The 20,493-nt window shown below is 66.1% G+C and carries 18 protein-coding genes; 1 reads left to right on the top strand and 17 read right to left on the bottom strand.

What is annotated here, in order from left to right; translation table 11 throughout:
* Positions 1 to 2: 2 nt before the first annotated feature.
* From siaC to LDJ84_RS00875, 17 genes are all read right to left on the bottom strand, one after another.
* Positions 3 to 383: a biofilm regulation phosphoprotein SiaC gene (siaC, locus tag LDJ84_RS00795; RefSeq protein WP_024766248.1), complete on the bottom strand. Its 381-nt coding sequence runs from the start codon at positions 381 to 383 to the stop codon at positions 3 to 5.
* 25 nt (positions 384 to 408) lie between these two features.
* A complete protein-coding gene (gene siaB / locus LDJ84_RS00800; RefSeq protein WP_024766249.1) occupies positions 409 to 951 on the bottom strand; it encodes a biofilm regulation protein kinase SiaB in 543 nt (180 codons plus the stop codon).
* Positions 952 to 961: 10 nt separating this feature from the next.
* On the bottom strand, positions 962 to 2,950 hold the full coding sequence (siaA, locus tag LDJ84_RS00805; RefSeq protein ID WP_024766250.1) for a biofilm regulation protein phosphatase SiaA: 1,989 nt from the start codon (positions 2,948 to 2,950) through the stop codon (positions 962 to 964).
* 190 nt (positions 2,951 to 3,140) lie between these two features.
* Positions 3,141 to 4,196: a protein-glutamate methylesterase/protein-glutamine glutaminase gene (locus LDJ84_RS00810; RefSeq protein ID WP_038803468.1), complete on the bottom strand. Its 1,056-nt coding sequence runs from the start codon at positions 4,194 to 4,196 to the stop codon at positions 3,141 to 3,143.
* A gap of 15 nt (positions 4,197 to 4,211) precedes the next feature.
* Positions 4,212 to 4,805, bottom strand: a complete 594-nt coding sequence (gene cheD / locus LDJ84_RS00815) for a chemoreceptor glutamine deamidase CheD (protein ID WP_024766251.1) — start codon at positions 4,803 to 4,805, stop codon at positions 4,212 to 4,214.
* Positions 4,805 to 5,647, bottom strand: a complete 843-nt coding sequence (locus LDJ84_RS00820; RefSeq protein ID WP_065086404.1) for a CheR family methyltransferase — start codon at positions 5,645 to 5,647, stop codon at positions 4,805 to 4,807. Before LDJ84_RS00820 ends, cheD begins: the two co-directional genes overlap by 1 nt.
* 358 nt (positions 5,648 to 6,005) lie before the next feature.
* A complete protein-coding gene (locus LDJ84_RS00825; protein WP_038803469.1) occupies positions 6,006 to 8,030 on the bottom strand; it encodes a methyl-accepting chemotaxis protein in 2,025 nt (674 codons plus the stop codon).
* Between the two features lie 21 nt (positions 8,031 to 8,051).
* Positions 8,052 to 8,537 (bottom strand): chemotaxis protein CheW, encoded by a 486-nt coding sequence (locus LDJ84_RS00830; RefSeq protein WP_037012409.1) that lies wholly within the window; start codon positions 8,535 to 8,537, stop codon positions 8,052 to 8,054.
* The gene (locus LDJ84_RS00835) at positions 8,524 to 10,425 is read right to left on the bottom strand and encodes a chemotaxis protein CheA (RefSeq protein ID WP_226045758.1); all 1,902 of its coding nucleotides are present in this window, start codon (positions 10,423 to 10,425) and stop codon (positions 8,524 to 8,526) included. The genes LDJ84_RS00830 and LDJ84_RS00835 overlap by 14 nt, the downstream gene beginning before the upstream one ends.
* Positions 10,426 to 10,436: 11 nt before the next feature.
* Positions 10,437 to 10,802 carry a response regulator gene (locus LDJ84_RS00840; protein WP_024766255.1) on the bottom strand — a complete coding sequence of 122 codons (366 nt, stop codon included), beginning with the start codon at positions 10,800 to 10,802 and terminating at the stop codon, positions 10,437 to 10,439.
* 181 nt (positions 10,803 to 10,983) lie between these two features.
* Positions 10,984 to 12,186 carry a methyl-accepting chemotaxis protein gene (locus LDJ84_RS00845; RefSeq protein ID WP_413247439.1) on the bottom strand — a complete coding sequence of 401 codons (1,203 nt, stop codon included), beginning with the start codon at positions 12,184 to 12,186 and terminating at the stop codon, positions 10,984 to 10,986.
* 505 nt (positions 12,187 to 12,691) lie between these two features.
* The gene (locus LDJ84_RS00850) at positions 12,692 to 14,050 is read right to left on the bottom strand and encodes an 8-oxoguanine deaminase (RefSeq protein ID WP_226045760.1); all 1,359 of its coding nucleotides are present in this window, start codon (positions 14,048 to 14,050) and stop codon (positions 12,692 to 12,694) included.
* Between the two features lie 278 nt (positions 14,051 to 14,328).
* A complete protein-coding gene (locus LDJ84_RS00855) occupies positions 14,329 to 15,012 on the bottom strand; it encodes an SDR family oxidoreductase (RefSeq protein ID WP_226045761.1) in 684 nt (227 codons plus the stop codon).
* A gap of 49 nt (positions 15,013 to 15,061) precedes the next feature.
* Positions 15,062 to 15,862, bottom strand: coding sequence for an ABC transporter permease (locus LDJ84_RS00860; protein ID WP_226045762.1), 801 nt, complete (start codon positions 15,860 to 15,862; stop codon positions 15,062 to 15,064).
* Entirely contained in the window at positions 15,859 to 16,482 is a 624-nt protein-coding gene (locus LDJ84_RS00865; RefSeq protein WP_226045763.1) for an ATP-binding cassette domain-containing protein, read from the bottom strand. Before LDJ84_RS00865 ends, LDJ84_RS00860 begins: the two co-directional genes overlap by 4 nt.
* 141 nt (positions 16,483 to 16,623) lie before the next feature.
* The gene (locus LDJ84_RS00870) at positions 16,624 to 17,931 is read right to left on the bottom strand and encodes an MFS transporter (protein ID WP_024766261.1); all 1,308 of its coding nucleotides are present in this window, start codon (positions 17,929 to 17,931) and stop codon (positions 16,624 to 16,626) included.
* 348 nt (positions 17,932 to 18,279) lie between these two features.
* Positions 18,280 to 19,071: an AraC family transcriptional regulator gene (locus LDJ84_RS00875; RefSeq protein WP_024766262.1), complete on the bottom strand. Its 792-nt coding sequence runs from the start codon at positions 19,069 to 19,071 to the stop codon at positions 18,280 to 18,282.
* Positions 19,072 to 19,644: 573 nt separating this feature from the next.
* Here LDJ84_RS00875 and LDJ84_RS00880 point away from each other — a divergent pair.
* On the top strand, positions 19,645 to 20,481 hold the full coding sequence (locus tag LDJ84_RS00880; RefSeq protein WP_024766263.1) for an outer membrane protein OmpK: 837 nt from the start codon (positions 19,645 to 19,647) through the stop codon (positions 20,479 to 20,481).
* Positions 20,482 to 20,493: the final 12 nt, after the last annotated feature.

A 20,493-nucleotide genomic window follows, 5' to 3' on the forward strand; every position in this document is an offset into this window, starting at 1 on the left:
ACTTACTCGTCGTAGGCTTGGATGACGAACGGGAAGGTACAGTCCTCGCGGAATTCCTCGGCCAGTTCGGCGACGCGTTCGTTGCGTCGGTCATAGTGCCATGCCACGCGGGTGGTGCGGCCCTGGCCGTGGGCTTCTTCGAGCAGGTCGAAGATGTCCATCATGGCCTTGATCGAGCTGGTGTTGAGGTACAGCAGGCGCAGGTCGAGTTCCAGCGGGCGCTGTTCCTGGGTGAGGAAGCGCTCGACCCATTCGATGACCTGGCCGAACAGCTCATAGGAGTTCTCCGGGTAGGAGTCGCCCTGCATCGCGAGGATGCCGGCCTGCCAGTCGCCGTGGATCTGTGGGGTGGATTGGGTGCCGTTGACGTGGAGATCGCTCATATCGGGTCTTCCTGAATTTCGCAGATCAGATCACGGCGCGCAGGCTGAAGAAGGCGCGGCCGTCGGGTTGTTCGGTGAGTGAGGTCTTCAGTGGCGCGCTGGACTTGCGGGCAATGTCCAGCAGGCCCAGGCCGGCGCCGGTGGAGGCTTCGGCGTCGCGCGGGCGGCGCAGCTGTTCCTTGTAGGCGGCCTTGAGCTGGGCCTTGTCCAGCCCGGCGATGGCCTCGATGCTGCGTACCAGGCCCTGGCCGTCGGCCAGCTCCACCAGGTTGCCGGCGGAGACCACGTAGTGGCCTTCGTCGTCGCGGGCAATGGCCACGGTGGCCGAGGCTTCCTGGTCGTTGTAGCCGCGCAGGGAGGCGTAGTGGCGGATGTTCTGGGTCATCTCGATGTAGACGGCGAACACGTCCATCGCTTCGCTGGGGTGGGCCTGCTCGGCCTGCATGTAGTTGCGCAGCGCGTGGCCGATCTCCTCGATCAGGCTGCGCGAGATGGGCCCGTTGAAGCAGAGCAATATGCGTTGCCGGGTGTAGCTCTCGCGCATGGCCAACAGATCTAGCGATTCCATGGATTAACCCCTAGTCGAAGCGGAAAGAGAGAATGGTGATGTCGTCGCGCTGCGGCTGCTCGCCTTGATACTGGGCGAGGGTAGCGGCGAATACGTCGGCCTGCTCTGCCAATGGTCGGCGGGCGTGGTTGCGCAGCAGGGCGGCGAAGCGGCTGTTGCCGAAGCCGAAGCCGTGCTCGCCGCCGGCCTGGTCGAGGAAGCCGTCGGTGCACAGGTAATAGGTCCAGCCGGCTTCCATCGGGATTTCCACGTCCTGATAGTCGCCCTGGCGCTTGTCGCCGATGGCTCGGCGCGCGCCCTTGTATTCGCGCACGTCGTTGCCGTCGCTGGCGAACAGGGAAATCTTCGCCCCGGAGAAATGCAGCAGTTTGCTCTGGTGGTCGACACGCACCAGGCCTGCGTCCATGTTGGTGGCCAGCGAGTGAGTGAACTCCTCCTGCCCGAGCATGCCGCGCATCACGTGGTCGGTTTCATGCAGGATGGCGGCCGGATCGTGGCTTTTTACGCTGTCGATGGCGTGGTCGATGGCGGCCAGGGCGAGCATGGTCATCAGCGCGCCGGGCACGCCGTGGCCAGCGCAGTCCACCACGCCGATCAGGCTGTCCACTGGGCCTTCGCGATAGATGTAGAAGTCGCCACCGACCACGTCGCGCGGCTTCCACAGGACGAAGTGGTGCTCGCCCAGGGACGCCTTCAGCTGGCGGTCGGGGAGGATGGCGCGCTGGATCAGGCTGGCGTAGTCGATGGAGTCGCCGATCTTCTTCTGTGCGGCGGCCATCTCGCGGTTAGCCTTTTCCAGCGCCTGGGTGCGCTGCTGGACCTTGTCTTCCAGCTCCTCGGTGTGCCGGCGGACCTGGTCGGCCATGCTGGCGAAGGCGCTGGAAAGCTCGCCGATCTCGTCCGGGCGGGTGCGCGGCAGCGGGCTGTCGTACTGCCCGGCGGCAATCGCCTTGGCCGACTGCTTGAGGCCGCGCAGCGGGCGCAGCACCAGCAGGTCGACGGTGTAGGCGAAGCCGATCAGCAGGATCGCCAGCAACCCGGCGAGGGTGCCTACCAGCGGCCAGATCCAGCGGCTGTCGAGCACCTGGGCGGCGTGCAGGTCGATGGCGCTGAGCACGTGCCAGCGCAGCTGCGGGATGTAGGCGGTGGCGATCAGCTGTTCCTTGCCGTCGATGGTGCCCCACATGGTTTCCACTTCGCCGGGGTTGGCCTCGGCCTGGCGCAGGGTCTGGCGCAGGGCGGTGCGCTCCTGGTCATTGCCCAGCAGGTCGAACACGTGGTGCTTGGCCTGGCCACTGGAGCCGGAGGAATAGGCGATCAGCCTGGTGTCCGGGTGCGCCTGGATGGCGCCGTCCGGGTCGACGATCATGGGTGTTACCCCGGCCTCGCGGCGGGAGATGAACTGGTCGAGGAATTCGGTAAGGTCCAGGCCGCCACCGGCCAGGCCGACCTTCTCGTTGCCGGCGCGTACGACCATGTTGAACCAGACCTTGGTGACCTTCAGCTTGGCGTCGTAGTTGACGTTGATGTTGTAGGTCTCGTCGCGGGCGAGGGTATCGAAGTACCAGCGGTCCTGCGGGTCGGTGTCGCTCAGGGTGTAGCGCGGGGAGTTGGAGAGCGGCGAGCTGGAGTCGTTGAAGTAGTAGTGCCGCGAGGAGTCCACCACGACGAAATAGGAATAGTTGTGCTGGTCGGCGCGGAAGCCTTCGGCCTCGCGGAAGAACAGCGAGCGGCGCGCCGGGTCGTTTTCGGCCAGCAGCCAGTCCTGGGTCACCACCGATTCGGCCAGGCGCCGCGACAGCGCCAGTTCGCGGATTACCGGTGCGATGATCTTCTGCTGGTTGAGCAGCGTGAAGTTTCTCGCGAAGGCGAGGCCGAAATGCGTGCGGATGTCTTCCATGGCCTTCCAGCCCAGCATCACCGCCGGTACCAGCGCCAGGAGACAGGCGATGAGCAATGCCACCACCGATTTGCCGCGCAACCCCCATCTTGCCGCCATGGCTATCTCATATCCCCGTGTCGCCCGCCGTGTGCCGGTCTTTTGGCGAAAGCTCAATTGTGCATTTTGTATACGGGCACAATCAAACCAAATTGATATCGGATCGCCATATAATTGGCGCCGGTCAATTGGCCCGAGTCTAGACCCTGTATGAAAAGTCGCTCAGCTGTACCGGATGATTCCCTCATAACTAGACGCGGTTCCCACTTCCGCTCTGTCGCGCCTGTTGTAGGAGAGACCCGGCGATGCGCTCCAGCGGCAGGACTTCCTTGGCGGCGCCCAGTTCCACTGCCTCGCGGGGCATGCCGTAGACCACGCAGGTGGCCTCGTCCTGGGCGACGGTGTGGCCGCCGGCTTGGCGGATCGCCTGCAGGCCGCGGGCCCCATCCTTGCCCATGCCGGTGAGCAGGGCAGCGATGAGGTTGCGCCCGGCACAGCGGGCGAGGGAATTGAACATTACATCCACCGCCGGCCGGTGGCCGTTCACCGCCGCCTCGCGGTGCAGGCGCACCACGTAGTTGGCACCGCTGCGCTGCACTTCCATGTGGTAATCGCCAGGGGCGAGCAGCACGTGGCCGGGGAGGATGCGGTCGCCATCGCGGGCCTCGCGCACGGACAAGCGCGTCTGACGGTCCAGTCGCTCGGCGTAGGACTTGGTGAAGCCTGGTGGCATGTGCAGGGTCACGACGGTGCCGGGGCAGTCCGGCGGCAAGCCGAGCAGGACTTCCTTGATGGCCTCGGTACCGCCGGTGGAGGCGCCGATGGCAAAAATCTTCTCGGTGCTCAGCAGCGGCGCGCTGCTCGTTGCCGGTGCACCCGCGACGGTGGCGGGGCGGGCGCGGGGCAGCCGGGCGCGGGCGGCGGCCTTGAGCTTGGCGCAGATTTCCTCGGCATAGGCCTGCATGCCTTCGGCGATGCCCAGGCGCGGCTTGGCGATGAAGTCGATGGCGCCCAACTCCAGGGCGCGCAGGGTGGCTTCGGAACCCTTCTCGGTCAGCGAGGAGATCATCAGCACCGGCGTCGGTCGGCCTTTCATCAGCTTGTCGAGGAAAGTCAGGCCGTCCATGCGCGGCATTTCCACGTCGAGGGTGATGACGTCCGGCGCGTGCTGCTTGATCAGGTCGCGGGCAACGAAGGCGTCGGGCGCGGCGCCCACCAACTGCAGTTCCGGGTCGTTCTGGATGATGTCCTTGAGCAGGCTGCGAATCAGCGCCGAGTCGTCGACGATCAGCACCTTGACGGTCATCGGGCGTCCCTCCGTTCAGAACAGATCAATGCTCCCGCCGCGCTCCCGGCGGGACAGTTGCTGGCAGTACTGCCGCTCGCGTTGCAGCACCGTATCGTTGGCCAGGGTGCGCAGCTTGCGCACCAGCACCCGGCCGCTGCCGGGAAAGAAGTAGACCTTGCGCGGGTGCACGTCGAGCAAGTCCTGGGCGGCCAGCGGGATGCCTTCGTTGTCCAGGTAGTCGAGGACGAATTCGACGTTGCGCTGGCCGACGTCGGCACTGAGATTCTTCAACACCGAGCCACCGCCGAACACCTTGGCCTCGAAGTGCCGGCGCTGGCCGCCGCGACGCATCAGGCCGTTGATCAGCAGGTCCATGGCGTGCACGCCGTAGCGCCCGGAGTTGGACAGCAGGCCCTGCACGCCGGTGTCGCCGGGCAGCATGAAGTGGTTCATGCCGCCCAGCCCGCTGCTGCGGTCGCGCAGGCAGACCGAGACACAGGAGCCGAGCACGGTGACCAGCATCAGCGGCTCGGCGGTGACGTAGCACTCGCCGGGCAGCAGCTTCACCGCTTCCATGCCGAAGCGCGGGTCGTAGTAGCGATTGGGTTGGTCGAGGGCGGCGCCCATCAATGGCTCCCCACCGCCTGGTAGGTTGTGCGCCCTACCGAACGGACAAGGTGGCTGGCGTGGACGAAGTTTTCCGAGTGCCCGGCGAAGAACAGCCCGCCCGGCCGCAGCAGGCGCACCATGCGTTCGAGCAGGCGGGTCTGGGTCGGCTTGTCGAAATAGATCATCACGTTGCGGCAGAAGATTGCGTCCAGGTTGCCGGGGATACCCCAGTCGCGGTCCAGCAGATTGATCTGCCGGTAATCGATCATCTGCCGCAGCTCGCGCACCACCCGCGCCTTGCCGGCGTTGCCGCCGGTGCCGCGGAGGAAGAAGCGCTTTTTCTGCGCAGGACTCAGCGCCTCGATGCGCTCCAGCGGATAGATGCCCTGGCGCGCCTGGCCGAGTACGCCGGTATCGATGTCCGAGGCGATCAGCTCGATGGGCGGGGCGAAGCTGCCCAGTGCGTCCACCAGGGTCATGGCCATGGAGTAGGGCTCCTCGCCGGTGCTCGAGGCGGTGGACCAGAAGCGCAGCGGCTGGTGGTCGCCCAGCTGCTCGGCGGCGAAGCGCCCCAGGTGGTCGAAATGATGCTTCTCGCGGAAGAAGGCGGTGAGGTTGGTGGTCAGTGCGTTAACGAACTGCTGCCACTCTTCCTCATGGCTTTCCAGGTAGGCGAAGTACTCGGCGAAGCTGCCCAGGCGCAGGCTGCGCAGGCGTCGCGAGAGGCGGCTGTAGACCAGCTGCTGCTTGTTCTCCGAGAGGCTGATGCCGGCGTGCCGGTACAAGCGCTCGCGCACCTGCTGGAAGTCCCGGCGGGTGTAGTGGAATTCGTGCTCGGGGGCGGGCAGGTGGATGGGCATTGGTGGGTCTCACTGCGTGGACGGATTGCCGAGGCGCATGACCCGGAATGGGTGATTGGCCGCGATGGCGGATAACGCCTTTGGCGTTATCCGCCCTGCTTCGTTGGATCGGGAAGGTTCTGTGCTGGACGTTTCCCTCACCCCAGCCCTCTCCCAGGGGGAGAGGGGGCCGTTCGGTGTCTCCGGGTGTCGCGGTACTTCCAGCCATGCCTATCAGTCCCCTCTCCCTTTGGGAGAGGGTTAGGGTGAGGGGCTTTTGGCACCCACACCAGCAACCATCGCCTGACCATCCCTGGCCCGCGCGCGGCAGCCGACCCTCCCATTGCTCCGGCCGCCGCCATCCTTCAGCCCCGCCCGATCAGAACTCTTCCCAGTCGTCTTCCTTGCCCTTGGCGCGTACCGCCTTGGCCACGCCGCGAGCGGCGCGCGAGGCGTGCGCCACCGGCTCGGCGCGGGCCGGGCGGGCGGAGGCCAGCGGCACCACGGTGGCCGCGATGGATTCGAGCTTGAACACCCCGACCTGCTGGTTGAGCATGCCGGCCTGCTCCTGCAGGGCCTCGGCCGAGGCGGCGGCTTCTTCCACCAGCGCGGCGTTCTGCTGGGTCATTTCGTCCATCTGCGACACGGCGCCGTTCACCTCCTCGATGCCGCTGCTCTGCTCAGCGCTGGCGGCGGCGATCTCCGCCATGATGTCGGTGACGCGCTTGATCGCCACCACGATGTCGCTCATGGTCTGGCCGGCCTGGGCGACCAGGGTGTTGCCGCTCTCGACCTTGTCCACCGAGTCGTTGATCAGCGTCTTGATCTCCTTGGCGGCGGCGGCGGAGCGCTGCGCCAGGGTGCGCACTTCACCGGCCACCACGGCGAAGCCGCGGCCCTGCTCGCCGGCGCGGGCGGCTTCCACCGCGGCGTTGAGCGCGAGGATGTTGGTCTGGAAGGCGATGCCGTCGATCACCCCGATGATGTCGGCGATCTTGCGCGCCGAGTCGTTGATGGCCGACATGGTGCCCACCACCTTCTGCACCACGCTGCCGCCCTCGGTGGCGACTTCGGAAGCGTTCACCGCCAGCGAATTGGCCTGGCGCGCGTTCTCGGCGTTGAGCTTCACCGTGCTGGTCAGCTCTTCCATGCTCGAGGCGGTCTCTTCCAGGCTGGAGGCCTGCTGCTCGGTGCGGGTGGAGAGTTCGGCGTTGCCGCTGGCGATCTCGCTGGCGGCGGTGTGGATGGTGTCGGCGGCTTCGCGGATCTGCCCGAGCATGCGCGACAGGCTCTGCGCGGTCTCGTTGGCGTAGTCCTTGAGCTCGCCGAAGGTGCCCTGGTAATCGGCGTCGATGCGCTGGGTCAGGTCGCCCTGGGCCAGGGCGCCGAGCACCCGGGTGACATCGCGCAGGCCCTTGTCGGCGGTGTCCACCAGGCTGTTCAGACCGGTGGCGATCTTCAGGAAGAAGCCCTCTTTGTTGGAGGCCTCGATGCGCTTGCTGAAGTCGCCGGCGACGGCGGCGTCCACCAGTTGCGAGACTTCCTGCTCGGCGCGGAACTCCTCGGTGCGGTCGGTCCATTGCACCGCCGAACCCAGGCGCTCGCCGGCATCGTTGAACACCGGCACCACGTCCAGGGCGAAGCGGCGGCCGCCCAGGCTCAGCTCGGCCTTATGCCGCGCGGTGAGGTGCGCGAGCATGCCGCGCTGGTGCGCCGGGTTCTTGTGGAACATGTCGATGTTCGCGCCCATCAGGCGGCTGGCGTTGAAGTTCGGCAGTTGCTTGCGGATGTCGGCCTCGGCATTGCCGAGCATCTCGGTGACGGTGCGGTTCATGTAGATGATGTCGAGATCGTTGTTGGCGATCATCACGTTGGCCGAGACGTTATCCAGCGCACTCTTGATCCGCGCGTTGTACTCGGCGGCATCGGCGTTGGCCTTGAGGCTGTCGCGCACGCCGTCGATGGCCTCGGTGATGATGGCTTTCTTGCCCGGCAGGCGGTCCATCTCCACCGAGTAGTCCCCCTTGCCGTAGGCGGTCACGGTAGCAACCACCTTCATCTTCACCGCGATGTGCGCGGCGACCAGGTCGTTGATGCCCTTGGCGATGCGCGCCGGGCGGCCGGCGAACTTGTCCACCGGGATCACCTCGTCGATCCAGCCCAGCTCGTGCTGGCGCGTCATCTCCACCAGCCCGGCCTCCAGGGCTTCGGCCTGGGCCAGTTCAGTGCGCTGCTCGCGCAGGCTGCGCTGGACATTGCGCAGCCCGTCGTACAGGCGCTCGTAGCCGGCGGCCGGGGCTTCGCCGATGGCGACGTCGAGGTTGCCGTCGACCAGGCTGTGGAGGATGGCGGTGATGCGGTCGGCGCGTTGCTGCGCCACGGCGTGTGCGTTGAACAGACCCATGTTGTTTGTCCTCGGTCGCTATCAGGCGGCGGTTTCGTCGACCAGCGCCATCTCACGGCTGGTCATGAGTTTTTCGATGTCCACCAGGATGAGCATCCGCTCACCCGCGGTGGCCAGGCCCAGCAGGTACTCGGTGTCGAAGCTGGCGGCGAATTCCGGGCGCGGCTTGATTTCCTCGCCGGCCAGGGCGATCACGTCGGAGACCGAATCCACCACCGCGCCAACGATGCGCCGGCCGACGTTGAGGATGATCACCACGGTGAACTGGTCGTAGCTGATGTCGGCCAGGTTGAACTTGATGCGCAGGTCGACGATGGGAACGATGGCGCCGCGCAGGTTGATCACGCCCTTGATGAAGGCAGGGGCGTTGGCGATCGCCGTGACCTGGTCGTAGCCACGGATCTCCTGCACCCGCAGGATATCGATGGCGTATTCCTCGCGGCCCAGGGTGAAGGTCAGGTACTCCTGCACCGGGCTGCTTGCTGCGCTGGCTTCAGCTGCGCTCATGGGTGGGCTCTCCTTGTGCCGCCAGACGTGGCAGGGCATCGACATCGAGGATCAGGGCGACGCTGCCGTCACCCATGATGGTGGCGCCGGCGATCCCGTCGATCCGGCGGAAGTTCTGTTCCAGGCTCTTGATCACCACCTGCTGCTGGCCGACCAGTTCGTCCACCTGCAGGGCAAAGCTCTTGCCCTCGGATTCGAGGATCACCACGATCCCCTGCTCCGCCGGCATGGGCTCGGCGCCGATGCGCAGCAACTGGTTGAGGGAGAACAGCGGCAGGTATTCGCCGCGCACGCGGATCACCGTCGACTCCTCGCCGGCGAGGCCGCGCACATCGTCGGCGCGGGCCTGCAGCGATTCGACGATGTAGGTCAGCGGTACCACGTAGTTGACCTGCTCCACCGCGACGATCAGACCATCGAGGATGGCCAGGGTCAGCGGCAGACGGATGCTCATGCGGGTGCCCATGCCGGGCGCGGAGTCGATGTCGATCCGCCCGCCCATGGCCTGGATGTTGCGCCGCACCACGTCCATGCCCACGCCCCTGCCGGATAGCTCGGTGACCGCTTCGGCGGTGGAGAACCCCGGCATGAAGATCAATTGCCAGACGTCCGCGTCGCTCATCCCGTCGTGCACCGGCAGGCCCTTCTCGCGGGCCTTGGCGAGGATGCGTTCGCGGGACAGACCGCGGCCGTCATCGGAGATTTCCACCACCACGCTGCCGCCCTGGTGGCTGGCGGCGAGTTTCACCGAGCCCTGCGCCGGCTTGCCGGCCGCCAGGCGTTCGGCGGGCGTTTCGATGCCGTGGTCGATGCTGTTGCGCACGATGTGGGTGAGCGGGTCGCTGAGCTTTTCGATGACGCTCTTGTCCAGCTCGGTGTGCTCGCCCTGGAGGATCAGTTCGACCTGCTTGCCCAGGCGCGCGGAGGTGTCGTGCACCAGGCGGGGGAAGCGGCTGAAGATGAAGCTGATCGGCAGCATGCGGATCGACATCACCGATTCCTGCAGGTCGCGGGTGTTGTGTTCCAGCTGCGCCAGGGCCTGCTGCAGGCGCTCGAAGTGCGTCGGGTCGAGGTCTTCGCTGAGCTGGCTGAGCATGGCCTGGGTGATCACCAGCTCGCCCACCAGGTTGATCAGGCTGTCGATCTTCTCGACGCTGACGCGGATGGAGCTGGATTCACTGTCGGTGCGCGGCGCGGCGGCTGCTTTCGCCACGGTCGGTGCGGCTTTCGGCGCTTCGCTGGCGGCGGCTGGAGCTGCGGCGGGGGCGCCCGGTGCCTTGTCGAAGATGCCGTAGGGCTCGCCGGGGCTGGCGCCTGGCGCGCCGGGGGCGTCGTCGAAGAAACCGAAATCGTCGTCGCTGCTGGCGACCGCTGCGCTGGCGCCGGGCGTGCCGGGCGCATCGTCGAAGAAGCCGAAGTCCTCGTCGCTGGCGCCGGCTTCTGCCGCGACAAGGGCGTCTTCGAACAGGCCGGAGTGGTCATCGGCGGTGGCTGCAGCCGGTGCTGCCAGCCAGGCGCGCAGGCGCTCCACGGTGGCGGCGACGGGCACGTCCGGATCGGGTACCTGGCTGCGGTGTGCGTCGAGCAGGCGCTGCAATACGTCGCGGGCTTCGAGAAAGGCGCCGATCATGTCCACGTGCAGGGCAGTCTGCCCGCAACGGATGCGGTCGAGCAGCGTCTCCAGTTCGTGGGTCACGGCGGTCAGGTCGTCGAAGCCGAACATGCCGCTGGAGCCCTTGATCGAGTGCGCCGCACGGAAGATGCCATTGAGCGTCTCGGCGTCCGGCTGATCGAGGTCGAGCCCGATCAGCAGGAGTTCGAGCGTCGCCAGGTGTTCGTCGGTTTCCTCGAAGAAGACCTGGAGGAATTGCTCCATACCGGTAGCCATTCAGGGTTCCCCTAGGGCAGGACCTTGCGGGTCACTTCCAGCAGTTTCGGCGGGTCAAACGGCTTGACCAGCCAGCCGGTGGCGCCGGCGCTCTTGCCCTGCTGTTTCATGGCGTCGCTGGACTCGGTGGTGAGCATCAGGATCGGCGTGCTGCGGTAGCCGGCCATGTCGCGCAGGCTGCGGATCAGCGACAGGCCGTCCATGTTCGGCATGTTCTGGTCGGTGAAGACCAGTTGGTAGGACTTGCGCTGGGCCTTGCCCAGGCCGTCCTTGCCGTCCACGGCCTCGTCCACCTCGTAGCCGGCGGACTTGAGCGTGAAGCTCAGCATTTGCCGGATGGAGGCCGAGTCATCGACGATCAGAATCTGTTTTCCCATTGCGTTGATTCTCCTTGGGTGCAATGCGTTGCTTGTCGCCAGGCGCGCGGAACTCGCGCCATCCCGGCGCGCGGAAAGGGTGTGGGGCTCAGCCGATCAGGGCGAGGTTGGCCAGCCAGTGTTCGTTAAAGTGGGCAATGACGGACTGCAACATGGCGATGCCTCCTGGGCTCGGATCACGTCAAAACAGTTCCACTTCGCCAGCGCTGAGACTGGTCTGGGCGACCGGGTTGCTCAGGGGGCGACCGAGTTCGGCGACTTCGCCACGCAGGCGCTCGCCCCACTCGCCGGGTTCGCGACCATCCAGCGCGCCGAGGCCGACGGCGAGGGCGCCGAGGCGCGCGCTGTGCTTGCCGACCTGGCCGAGCAGTTGGCTGCTCATGTCCTGGAACTGCAGGGCGGTGACCGCGGCGTTGACGCCGTCGCCCACTTCCAGGGAGATGCGGTCCAGCTCCTGCACTACCTTCACGGTGTGCTGATTCATGGCGTCGAGATCGTCGAGCATGTGCTGGATCTTCTGGCGTGAATCCAGGGCGAAGGTCATGTCCTTGTCGGCCAACTGGCTGATGGCGCCCTCGGCGTCCTTGATCTCGTGGTAGACCACGTCGACGTGCTCGCGGATGGCCTGGGAGAAGTGCGTGGAACGGGTGGACAACGCGCGTACCTCGTCGGCTACCACGGCGAAACCGCGGCCGCTTTCGCCGGCGCGGGCGGCTTCGATGGCGGCGTTGAGGGCCAGCAGGTTGGTCTGCTTGGCGATGGCGTCCATGTCCTGGGTGGATTGCAGGATCTCGGCGATCTTGTGCGTCACGCGGTCCATGCGCTCCACCAGTTGCTGTGAGGTGCGGCTGGTCTCCAGGGTGGCTTCGACGAACAGCCCGAGGGTTTCCTGGGTGGCGTGGATGAAACGCTGGAAATCGATGTCGCCGTCCATGTGGCCGCGGCCGTCGTAGCGCTCGATCAGCGAGTGGGACAGGCCACGCTGGGTGTCGATGCGATCGGCGAGGGCGTGGAAGCTGTCGGTCAGTTGCCGGATCGCCTGGTGCAGGAGGCTGTCGATCTGGTGGGTATGGCCGTTGAGCTGGGCCAGGTGGCCTTCCACGGCTTCCTGCAGCGGGCGCCACTGAGGCAACTCGTCGCCTTGCAGCTTGACTGCCTGCGCCTCGGCGGCGGCCTTGCCGGTGCCGCACAGCAGGCTGCTCAGCACCAGGCTGGAGATCCAGCCCACCGGCAGCATCCACCAGAACGGCACGCCGACCGCGCAGAGCACGGCGACCACCGCCCAGGGCAGGGTCTGGATGATGAGGCGCCGCGGCCAATCCTGGCCGGCTCCTTGAACCGCCAGAGGGTCCAACTGTGAATCGCGCATTGACGTGCACTCCATTGCCGGGCGCCGGTGACCGGGCCAAACGGCTGCTGACAACCTCTTGAGCAGGAATTCGGCCCGGCGATTTAAAACTAGAGTGCCAATGGGTGATGTCAAACTGACGGCATATTCCCGTCGCAAGGGATAGACCCTTGATCTAGAGGGGTTTTCACTGAATGACCGCTTATCGCGGCTGTTTGGATGGCGACGGGCGGTAGTGCGCAGCCCTTGTGTGGCGCGGGTTGTAGCGATTTTTCGATGACAAAACGTGCCGGCTGGAATGGCATCCGGAGCCACGTGATGGTCTTCGGTCAGGAAGCTTGTCGGCAGGCTGGGTAGAGCGGATTACAGGCGAGCCGATATTCGCTCGGGGCTTGCCCTCACCCCAACCCTCTCCCATAGGGAGAGGGGGCAGATTGTGCCGGCTGACGCTGGAGGTTCTCCCTGCACCGAACGGTCCCCTCTCCCGCTTGCGGGAGAGGGTTAGGGTGAGGGGCTCCGCTCGTATGGGCGCGGAAGGTATTTACAGCGTACCGAGCAGCTTGCGCGCCGCCTGGGTGTGGTCGGCGATCAGGCGCTTGAGGTCGAGGCCTTCGACCTCACCGTCGACGACGCGCCAGGTGCCGCCGATCATGATCCGGTCGGCCTTGTCGGCGCCGCACAGCAGTAGCGCGGAGAGCGGGTCGTGGCTGCCGGAGAAGCGCAGTTCGTCGAGCTTGAACAGCGCCAGGTCGGCCTGTTTGCCCACGGCCAGTTCGCCGATGTCGCTGCGACCGATCAGCTTGGCCGAGCCCTTGGTCGCCCAGCCCAGCGCGCGCTCCGGGGTGATCTGCTCGGCGCCATAACGCAGGCGCTGGATGTACAGGGCCTGGCGGGCTTCGAGGATCATGTTGGAGGCGTCGTTGGAGGCCGAGCCGTCCACGCCGATGCCCACCGGCGCGCCGGCGGTTTCCAGCGCCACGGTCGGGCAGATGCCCGAGGCCAGGCGCATGTTCGAGCTGGGGCAGTGGCAGACGCCGGTGCCGGCGGCGCCCAGGCGCTGGATTTCCTCATCGTTGAAGTGGATGCCGTGGGCCAGCCAGGTGCGCGGGCCGAGCCAGCCGACGCTGTCCAGGTAATCCACGGTGCGCTGGCCGAAGCGCTGCAGGCAGAAGTCCTCTTCGTCCAGGGTTTCGGCGAGGTGGGTGTGCAGGCGCACGTCTTCGCGCTCGGCCAGTTCGGCGCTGGCGCGCATGATTTCCGGGGTGACCGAGAAGGGCGAGCAGGGTGCCAGGGCGATCTGCACCTGGGCGCCTTCGCCGCGCTGGTGGTACTCGCGGATCAGCCGCTGGCTGTCGTCGAGGATGGCCTCGGCGCTCTGCACGGTCTGTTGCGGCGGCAGGCCGCCGTCGGCTTCGCCCAGGCTCATGGAGCCGCGGGTGAGCATGGCGCGCATGCCCAGTTCCTGGACCACGCCGGCCTGCACGTCGATGGCCTGCTCGAGGCCGTCGGGGAACAGGTAGTGGTGGTCGGCGGCGGTGGTGCAGCCCGAGAGCAGCAGTTCGGCCAGGGCGACCTTGGTGGCCACGCCGAGCTGGTCAGGGGTCAGGCGCGCCCATAGCGGGTAGAGCGTCTTCAGCCAGGGGAACAGCGGCTGGTTCACCACCGGCGCCCAGGCGCGGGTAAGGGTCTGGTAGAAGTGGTGGTGGGTGTTGATCAGGCCGGGCGTCAGCACGTGCTGGCTGGCGTCGAAGGTCTGCTGGATGGGGGCCGAAGGCTGCTGGCCGGCAGCGACCAGTTCGACGATGCGGCCGTCCTGGACGACGATGCCGCCACGGGCGTCCTGATCATTAGCGGTGAAGATGGCCAGCGGGTTGCGCAGCCAGAGACGCGGGGAAGACATGGATGAATTCTCCAAACGGACGGAGCCGTTCGTTCGAGCCGGCTCCATGGGTTCATGGGAAGCCAGCTCAGTGTTCACCCTGTCTGCTGATCCAGGTTCCCTCGCACCCTAGCGGTTCGCTGCGCGTCGGCCATGCGGCGTTGGCGATTGTCGAGAAATACTCATTGACTGGAGTCAACTGCGCTTTCTCGCCAACCGCCGCCTTGCCTGGCTCTAGCTCGCAGAACCTGACATGGGGGTCAAGAGAACGCTCATAGTAACGGGCTCGAATGCCGTCGTCACCAGTCGATCGTCGTTCCCTGGTAGTCCAGGTAGAACTGGCCGCCACGGCCGGCGTGGCCTTCGACCTGGTCGGCAAGGCCTTTCACGCTGGTCTGCACGTCCAGCGGCGCGGACTCGCCGCCCATGTCGGTGCGCACCCAGCCCGGATGCAGGTTGAGCACGGTGATGCCGGTTTCGCCCAGTTCGGCGACGAAGCTGCGGGTCAGCGAATTGAGCGCCGCCTTGCTCGCGCGGTACAGCGCCATGCCGCCGGATTCATTGCCGGCGACGCTGCCCAGTTCGGAGGTCATGAAGGCCAGCACGCCGTTGTCGCCGTCCAGGCGCGGCAGCAGGCGTTCGGCCAGGCGCAGCGGGGCGATGGCGTTGACCATGAACAGCTGGCCGACATCGGCGAGATTGGCGTCGATGGCCGACTGGTGCGGCGGGCCGTAGATGCCGGCGTTGATGTAGATGAGATCGAAGCGTGTGCCGGCCAGGGCTTCGGCGAGGCGGTCCTGGGAGTGCACGTCGTCCAGCAGCAGCGACTCGACGCGCACCGGCAGTGCGGCCAGTTCGCCGGGATGGGCGGCGTCGCGCACGGTGGCGGTGACGTCCCAGCCACGGTCCAGCAGCTCGCGCACCAGGCCCAGGCCCAGGCCGCGCGAGGCGCCGATGATCAAGGCGGATTTCGGGGTGGTCATGGCAGGCTCCTGTGGCGGGGGAAGGTTGCCCAGCATACGCCAGCGCCGCTCAATCGTCGGCACGCAGGCGATCCAGGCGCAGGCGCTCGCGCGGGTCGGTGAGCCGCCACAGCGACAGGTAGACCGCGCCCAGCGCGGCGATGAATCCGGCGCCGGCGAGCAGGAACATCAGCAGGATCTGGTAGCGCGCGGCGTCCAGTGGGTCCATGCCGGCGAGTATCTGACCGGTCATGATGCCCGGAAGGGTGATGATACCGGCGGCAGCCATCTGGTTCAGGGTGGGAATCAGCCCGGTGTAGAGCGCGCGGCGAATCAATCCGCTGAGCGCGGTATGGCGGTCGGCGCCCAGGGCCAGGCGCGCTTCGATGGCCGCCCGCTCGCGGGTGACACTGGCGAACACCTGGTTCAGCGCCAGGCTGGCGGCGTTCATCGCCGTGCCGAGGATGATACCCACCAGCGGAATGGCGTGGCGCGCGTCGTACCAGGGCGTCGGGCGCAGGCTGCCGGCGAGGGCGAACAGGGCGGTGCCCAGGGTGGCGATACCGACCGCGCCGCCGCCGATGCCCAGGTGCCAGAAGCCGGTCAGTCGCCGCCGCTGCCGCGAGCCGACCTCGAAGGTCGCCGCGCCCAGCATGACGGCGACCACCAGCGCCGTCAGCCAGGGCGAAGACAGCGCAAATACCTGGCGCAGGAACAGACCGACCAGTACCAACTGCACCACCAGGCGTGCAGCGGAAACCAGCAGCGTGCGTTGCAGGCCCAGGCGCAGCGCCCAGGACAGCGCCGCCGCCGCAAGGATCAGCAGCGCCGCCAGGGCCAGTTCCGGCACGCTCAATTGCAGCGGTGTCATGGGTGTCGCTCCGTCAGTCCGTCGTGGTCCAGGTGCAGTTGCCGCTCGCCGAGACGTTGCGCCTGGTCGGCATCGTGGGTCACCACCAGCAGGCCCATGCCTTGCGCCTTGACCGCCAGCAACAGGCGTTCGACCTGTTCGCGATTGTCCGGGTCCAGCGCGGCGGTGGGTTCGTCCAGCAGCAGGAAGTGCGGGCGTTGCACCAGTGCGCGCAATAGCGCCAGGCGCTGTCGCTCGCCGGTGGACAGGTGCGCCACCTGGGCCTGCAGCCTCGCGGGATCGAGATTGAGCTGCGGGAGCAGCCGGCGGGCGCCGTCGAGATCGGTGAAGTGCGCGGCGACGTCGTCTTCCCACCAGCCGGATTCGGCCGGTACGTAGGTCACCCACCGCCGCCAGACATGGGCCGGCTGGCTCTCGCGGTTCACCCCGCCGAGGCTGATCGCGCCCTGGTTCGGGTCGAGATCGGCGAGCATGCGCAGCAGCAGGCTCTTGCCGATGCCCGACGGGCCGCTGAGGACCGTGCAGTGGCCGGGTTCCAGGTCGAGATCGAAGGGCCCGCTGAGCGCGCCGCGCAGGCCGCGGGCGCTCAACGTGCCGACAGGAAAGGGAGAGAGGTTCATGGAAATGCCTACGCGATCGTGACGCTGGCGAGGATAGCGCAGCGTCGCGGGTCACCGCAGAAACGACAAGGCCCGGCGTATGCCGGGCCTTGTGGATGAAAAACCCCGGAGAGTGCACCGGGGCCAGGGCAGGCAGCCCAATCAGTCGGTGGTGATCTTCGAGTGCTTCTGGGTGTCCTTCATGGTCACGTAGACCAGCAGCGAACAGGCGATGCACGCGGTGACGTACCAGTAGAAGCCGCTCTCCATGCCGATGCTCTTGAACCACAGCGCCACGTACTCGGCGGTGCCGCCGAAGATGGACACGGTCAGCGCGTACGGCAGGCCCACGCCCAGGGCGCGGATCTCGGTGGGGAACAGCTCGGCCTTCACCACGGCGTTGATCGAGGTGTAGCCGCTGACGATGACCAGCGCGGCCATGATCAGGAAGAACGCGCCCCACCAGGTGTCGATGGTGTGCAGGGTGCTGAGGATCGGGTAGGTGAACACGGTGCCCAGCACGCCGAAGGCGATCAGGATCGGGCGACGGCCGATCTTGTCCGACAGCGCGCCGACGATGGGCTGCAGCAGCATGAACAGGAACAGCGTGGCCGCCGAGATCATGGTCGAGTCGTTCTTGCTCATGCCCACGGTGTTCACCAGGTACTTCTGCATGTACGTGGTGTAGGTGTAGAAGGCCAGCGTACCGCCCATGGTCAGGCCGACCACGGTCAGGACTTCCTTGGGATGGCGGAACAGGGTGCGGATCAGGCTTTCCTTGGGCTCGTCCTTCTTGGTGCTGAAGGATTCGGTCTCTTCCATGCCGCGACGCAGGAACATGGCTACGACCGCGCACAGTGCGCCGATGAAGAACGGAATACGCCAGCCCCAGCTTTCCAGCTGCTCGACGGTCAGGGTCTGCTGCAGCACGATCAGTACCGCCAGGGCGATGAGCTGGCCGGAGATCAGGGTCACGTACTGGAAGCTGGAGAAGAAGCCGCGCTGCTCCTTGTTGGCCATTTCGCTCAGGTAGGTTGCGGAAGTGCCGTATTCGCCGCCGACCGACAGGCCCTGCAGCAGGCGCGCGAGCACCAGCAGGATCGGTGCGCCGACGCCGATGGTTTCATAGCTGGGGGTCAGGGCGATGATCAGCGAGCCGAAGCACATCAGCAGGACCGAGGCCAGCAGGGCGGCCTTGCGGCCCTTGCGGTCGGCATAGATACCCATCAGCCAGCCGCCGATCGGGCGCATCAGGAAGCCCACGGCGAAGATCGCGGCGGTGTTCAGCAACTGGGCGGTCATGTCGCCCTGGGGGAAGAATGCCTTGGCGAAGTACAGCGAGAAGGCGGCGTAGACGTACCAGTCGTACCACTCGACCAGATTGCCGACCGAGCCACTGAAGATCGACTTGATGCGCTGGGAAGTCGTGCGGGGTGCGGCAGAAGCGGAGACGGCGCTTGCGCTATCCATGGGTATTCCTCTTGTCGTTGTTGTCGTCAGGCGTGCGGACTACGGGTTACGTCACGCCGGCGCGCCGCGAGGGCGGCGCAGTGCCGAGGGCGATAGCAGGCACCGTGCCAAGGCCAGAAAGCCGCGTGGCACTAGGGTCTTGTCTATTTATGGGGTGGCGGCGGCAGGCGAAGCGGCGCCGATTGGCGGGGATGTTGAGCGGAAATCCGCCGATAGGTGGGCGCCTGTAGAAGGGCGCTTCAGCTTCGTCTGGGGGGCTCAGCCAATCGCGGACGGACTCCGCTCCCACGCGGGGTCAGGCTTTGGGCGGGAGCGGACTTCGTCCGCAATCGGTACCCGCCGGCACGGTCACCGCTGGCGGAACAAATCCCCCGGCGTAAAGCCGAACAACCCCTTGAACGAGGCGATATAGGCCGAGGTGGAGTCGTAGCCGCAATCCAGCGCCGCCGCCGTGACGCTGTCGCCCGCCTCCAGCGAGCCGAGGGAGGCGAGCAGACGCTGGCGCTGGCGCCACAGGCGGAAGGTCATGCCGGTCTCGCGCTGGAACAGCCGCGACAAGGTCTTCTCCGACGTACCGATGCGCTGCGCCCAGTCACCCAGGGTATGGCTGTCGGTGGGGTGGTCGATCAGCGTCTGGCACAACTGCAGCAGCCGTCCCTCCTGTGGCATCGGCAGGGAGAAGGCGACCTCCGGCAGGTGGCGCAGCTGGTCCAGGAGCACTTCCACCAGCCGCGATTCGGCACTGTCGCCCTGTGGATAATCCACCGGCAGCTCGCAGAAGCTCTTGACCAGCTCGCGCGCCAGCGGCGTCACCTCCAGCACCCGGCAGCGGTCCGGCGCCCAACGGCAGGCGTCGTCGCGGATGTACAGGCTGCGCATTTCCGCCTGGGTCGAGGTCACCACCTCATGGTCAAGGAAGGCCGGAATCCAGATGGCCCGCTGCGGCGGGGCAAAGAAGCTGCCTTCGGCCGTGTGTACACCCAGTACGCCGGTGATGGCATAGGACAGCTGCACCCACGCATGGTGGTGCCGGCTGGTCCAGGAGCCCGCGCGTAGCCGCTCGGCACGCGCGTAGACTGGCCGCGGCAGGCGGTCGAGCACCGGAATCAGGCGTTGTAGCTCGGGGGGTTGTCCTTTCATCGGTACATCTTTGGAAAGTGTCGCTGATGGCCAAAGTCTGGCAGGCCAGCCCTGGAGCCTCAAGCACGGCGCCTGGCTGTGCCGGGAAACCGCAGTGTCCAGTGCCCTCGGCGGCGGCGCAAAGCGAGACCGCCCGGCGGCCCGAGTCAACCTGACAGGTGTAGTCGATGCTCTTGTCTGGCATCATCCGCGCCCGGAAAAACGCGTGGTGTGCACCGAGGGCTGTTGGGTAGATTTCCCACAAGAGACTTGTATACATAATTTGTGTTGATTCGTTTCAACACAGGTTTCCCATGTATCCAATCTACCGGTTAGTAGTTGCCATTCCTGTGCTTGCCGATGGCGCGATGCCCTTGAATCAGGCGAAGTTGTCCTGTGGGTCAAGAAATGGCCCGGCCCGTGCACCTGCGTCTTCTCTGCCAAAGGAGCGGATCCCGAGGGGTTCGTCATAAAAATGGAACATCTGGTCAGGATTGGCTCCAATCTTGCTTTTCCTCGCCAGGCCTGACCGACCGGACAGGTTCCACCGACAATTAAAAAACGCAACACGACTGCACTGATTAGGAGCAACGCATGACTCGCACTCTCGCATCCCTGCTGCTCGCCGGCGGGCTGCTCGCGGCCGGGCAGGCCATGGCTGGCGGTGAAGACCTGACCCCGGCTCCGGCATCCAATGACGGCCCGCTGATCTGGCACAACGAAAGCCTGACCTACCTGTGGGGCAAGAACTTCAAGGTAGACCCGCCGATCCAGCAGACCTTCACCTTCGAGAGCGCGAGCGCCTGGACCTGGGGTGACATCTGGTTCTTCGTCGACCAGATCAACTACAACGGCAAGGAAAGCGCCACCAACGGCAAGAACACCTACTACGGCGAGTTCAGCCCGCGCCTGTCGTTCGGCAAGATCACCGGCACCGACCTGTCCTTCGGCCCGATCAAGGACGTGCTGCTGGCCAGCACCTACGAGTTCGGCGAAGGCGACGTCGAGTCCTACCTGCTCGGCCCGGGCTTCGACCTGGCGCTGCCGGGCTTCGATTACTTCCAGCTGAACTTCTACTACCGCAAGCCCGACGGCAACCGCGTGCCGTCCGGCGCCTGGCAGATCACCCCGGCCTGGGCCATCACCTTCCCGGTGGGCAACTCCGACATCCTGTTCGACGGCTTCATGGACTGGGTCGTGAACAACAAGGACGCCAGCTCCAGCCGCCGCAACCAGTCGGATTACCACGCCAACCTGCACTTCAACCCGCAGGTGAAGTACGACCTGGGCAAGGCCATGGGTTACGAGGCCAAGCACCTGTACGTCGGTATCGAGTACGACTACTGGTCCGACAAGTACGGCATCAAGGACTCGCAGTTCTTCACCACCGACCAGAACACCGTCAGCGCACTGGTCAAGTACCACTTCTGATGTCACGACTCA

The organism is Pseudomonas sp. HS-18 (genome assembly GCF_020401845.1).
GTDB classification, from domain to species: Bacteria; Pseudomonadota; Gammaproteobacteria; order Pseudomonadales; family Pseudomonadaceae; genus Pseudomonas; species Pseudomonas nitroreducens.

Coding starts and splice junctions, on each gene's coding strand:
- siaC (WP_024766248.1), bottom strand. CDS start 383: ATGAGCGATCTCCACGTCAACGGCACCCAATCCACCCCACAGATCCAC.
- siaB (WP_024766249.1), bottom strand. CDS start 951: ATGGAATCGCTAGATCTGTTGGCCATGCGCGAGAGCTACACCCGGCAA.
- siaA (WP_024766250.1), bottom strand. CDS start 2,950: ATGGCGGCAAGATGGGGGTTGCGCGGCAAATCGGTGGTGGCATTGCTC.
- LDJ84_RS00810 (WP_038803468.1), bottom strand. CDS start 4,196: ATGACCGTCAAGGTGCTGATCGTCGACGACTCGGCGCTGATTCGCAGC.
- cheD (WP_024766251.1), bottom strand. CDS start 4,805: ATGGGCGCCGCCCTCGACCAACCCAATCGCTACTACGACCCGCGCTTC.
- LDJ84_RS00820 (WP_065086404.1), bottom strand. CDS start 5,647: ATGCCCATCCACCTGCCCGCCCCCGAGCACGAATTCCACTACACCCGC.
- LDJ84_RS00825 (WP_038803469.1), bottom strand. CDS start 8,030: ATGGGTCTGTTCAACGCACACGCCGTGGCGCAGCAACGCGCCGACCGC.
- LDJ84_RS00830 (WP_037012409.1), bottom strand. CDS start 8,537: ATGAGCGCAGCTGAAGCCAGCGCAGCAAGCAGCCCGGTGCAGGAGTAC.
- LDJ84_RS00835 (WP_226045758.1), bottom strand. CDS start 10,425: ATGGCTACCGGTATGGAGCAATTCCTCCAGGTCTTCTTCGAGGAAACC.
- LDJ84_RS00840 (WP_024766255.1), bottom strand. CDS start 10,802: ATGGGAAAACAGATTCTGATCGTCGATGACTCGGCCTCCATCCGGCAA.
- LDJ84_RS00845 (WP_413247439.1), bottom strand. CDS start 12,186: ATGGAGTGCACGTCAATGCGCGATTCACAGTTGGACCCTCTGGCGGTT.
- LDJ84_RS00850 (WP_226045760.1), bottom strand. CDS start 14,050: ATGTCTTCCCCGCGTCTCTGGCTGCGCAACCCGCTGGCCATCTTCACC.
- LDJ84_RS00855 (WP_226045761.1), bottom strand. CDS start 15,012: ATGACCACCCCGAAATCCGCCTTGATCATCGGCGCCTCGCGCGGCCTG.
- LDJ84_RS00860 (WP_226045762.1), bottom strand. CDS start 15,862: ATGACACCGCTGCAATTGAGCGTGCCGGAACTGGCCCTGGCGGCGCTG.
- LDJ84_RS00865 (WP_226045763.1), bottom strand. CDS start 16,482: ATGAACCTCTCTCCCTTTCCTGTCGGCACGTTGAGCGCCCGCGGCCTG.
- LDJ84_RS00870 (WP_024766261.1), bottom strand. CDS start 17,931: ATGGATAGCGCAAGCGCCGTCTCCGCTTCTGCCGCACCCCGCACGACT.
- LDJ84_RS00875 (WP_024766262.1), bottom strand. CDS start 19,071: ATGAAAGGACAACCCCCCGAGCTACAACGCCTGATTCCGGTGCTCGAC.
- LDJ84_RS00880 (WP_024766263.1), top strand. CDS start 19,645: ATGACTCGCACTCTCGCATCCCTGCTGCTCGCCGGCGGGCTGCTCGCG.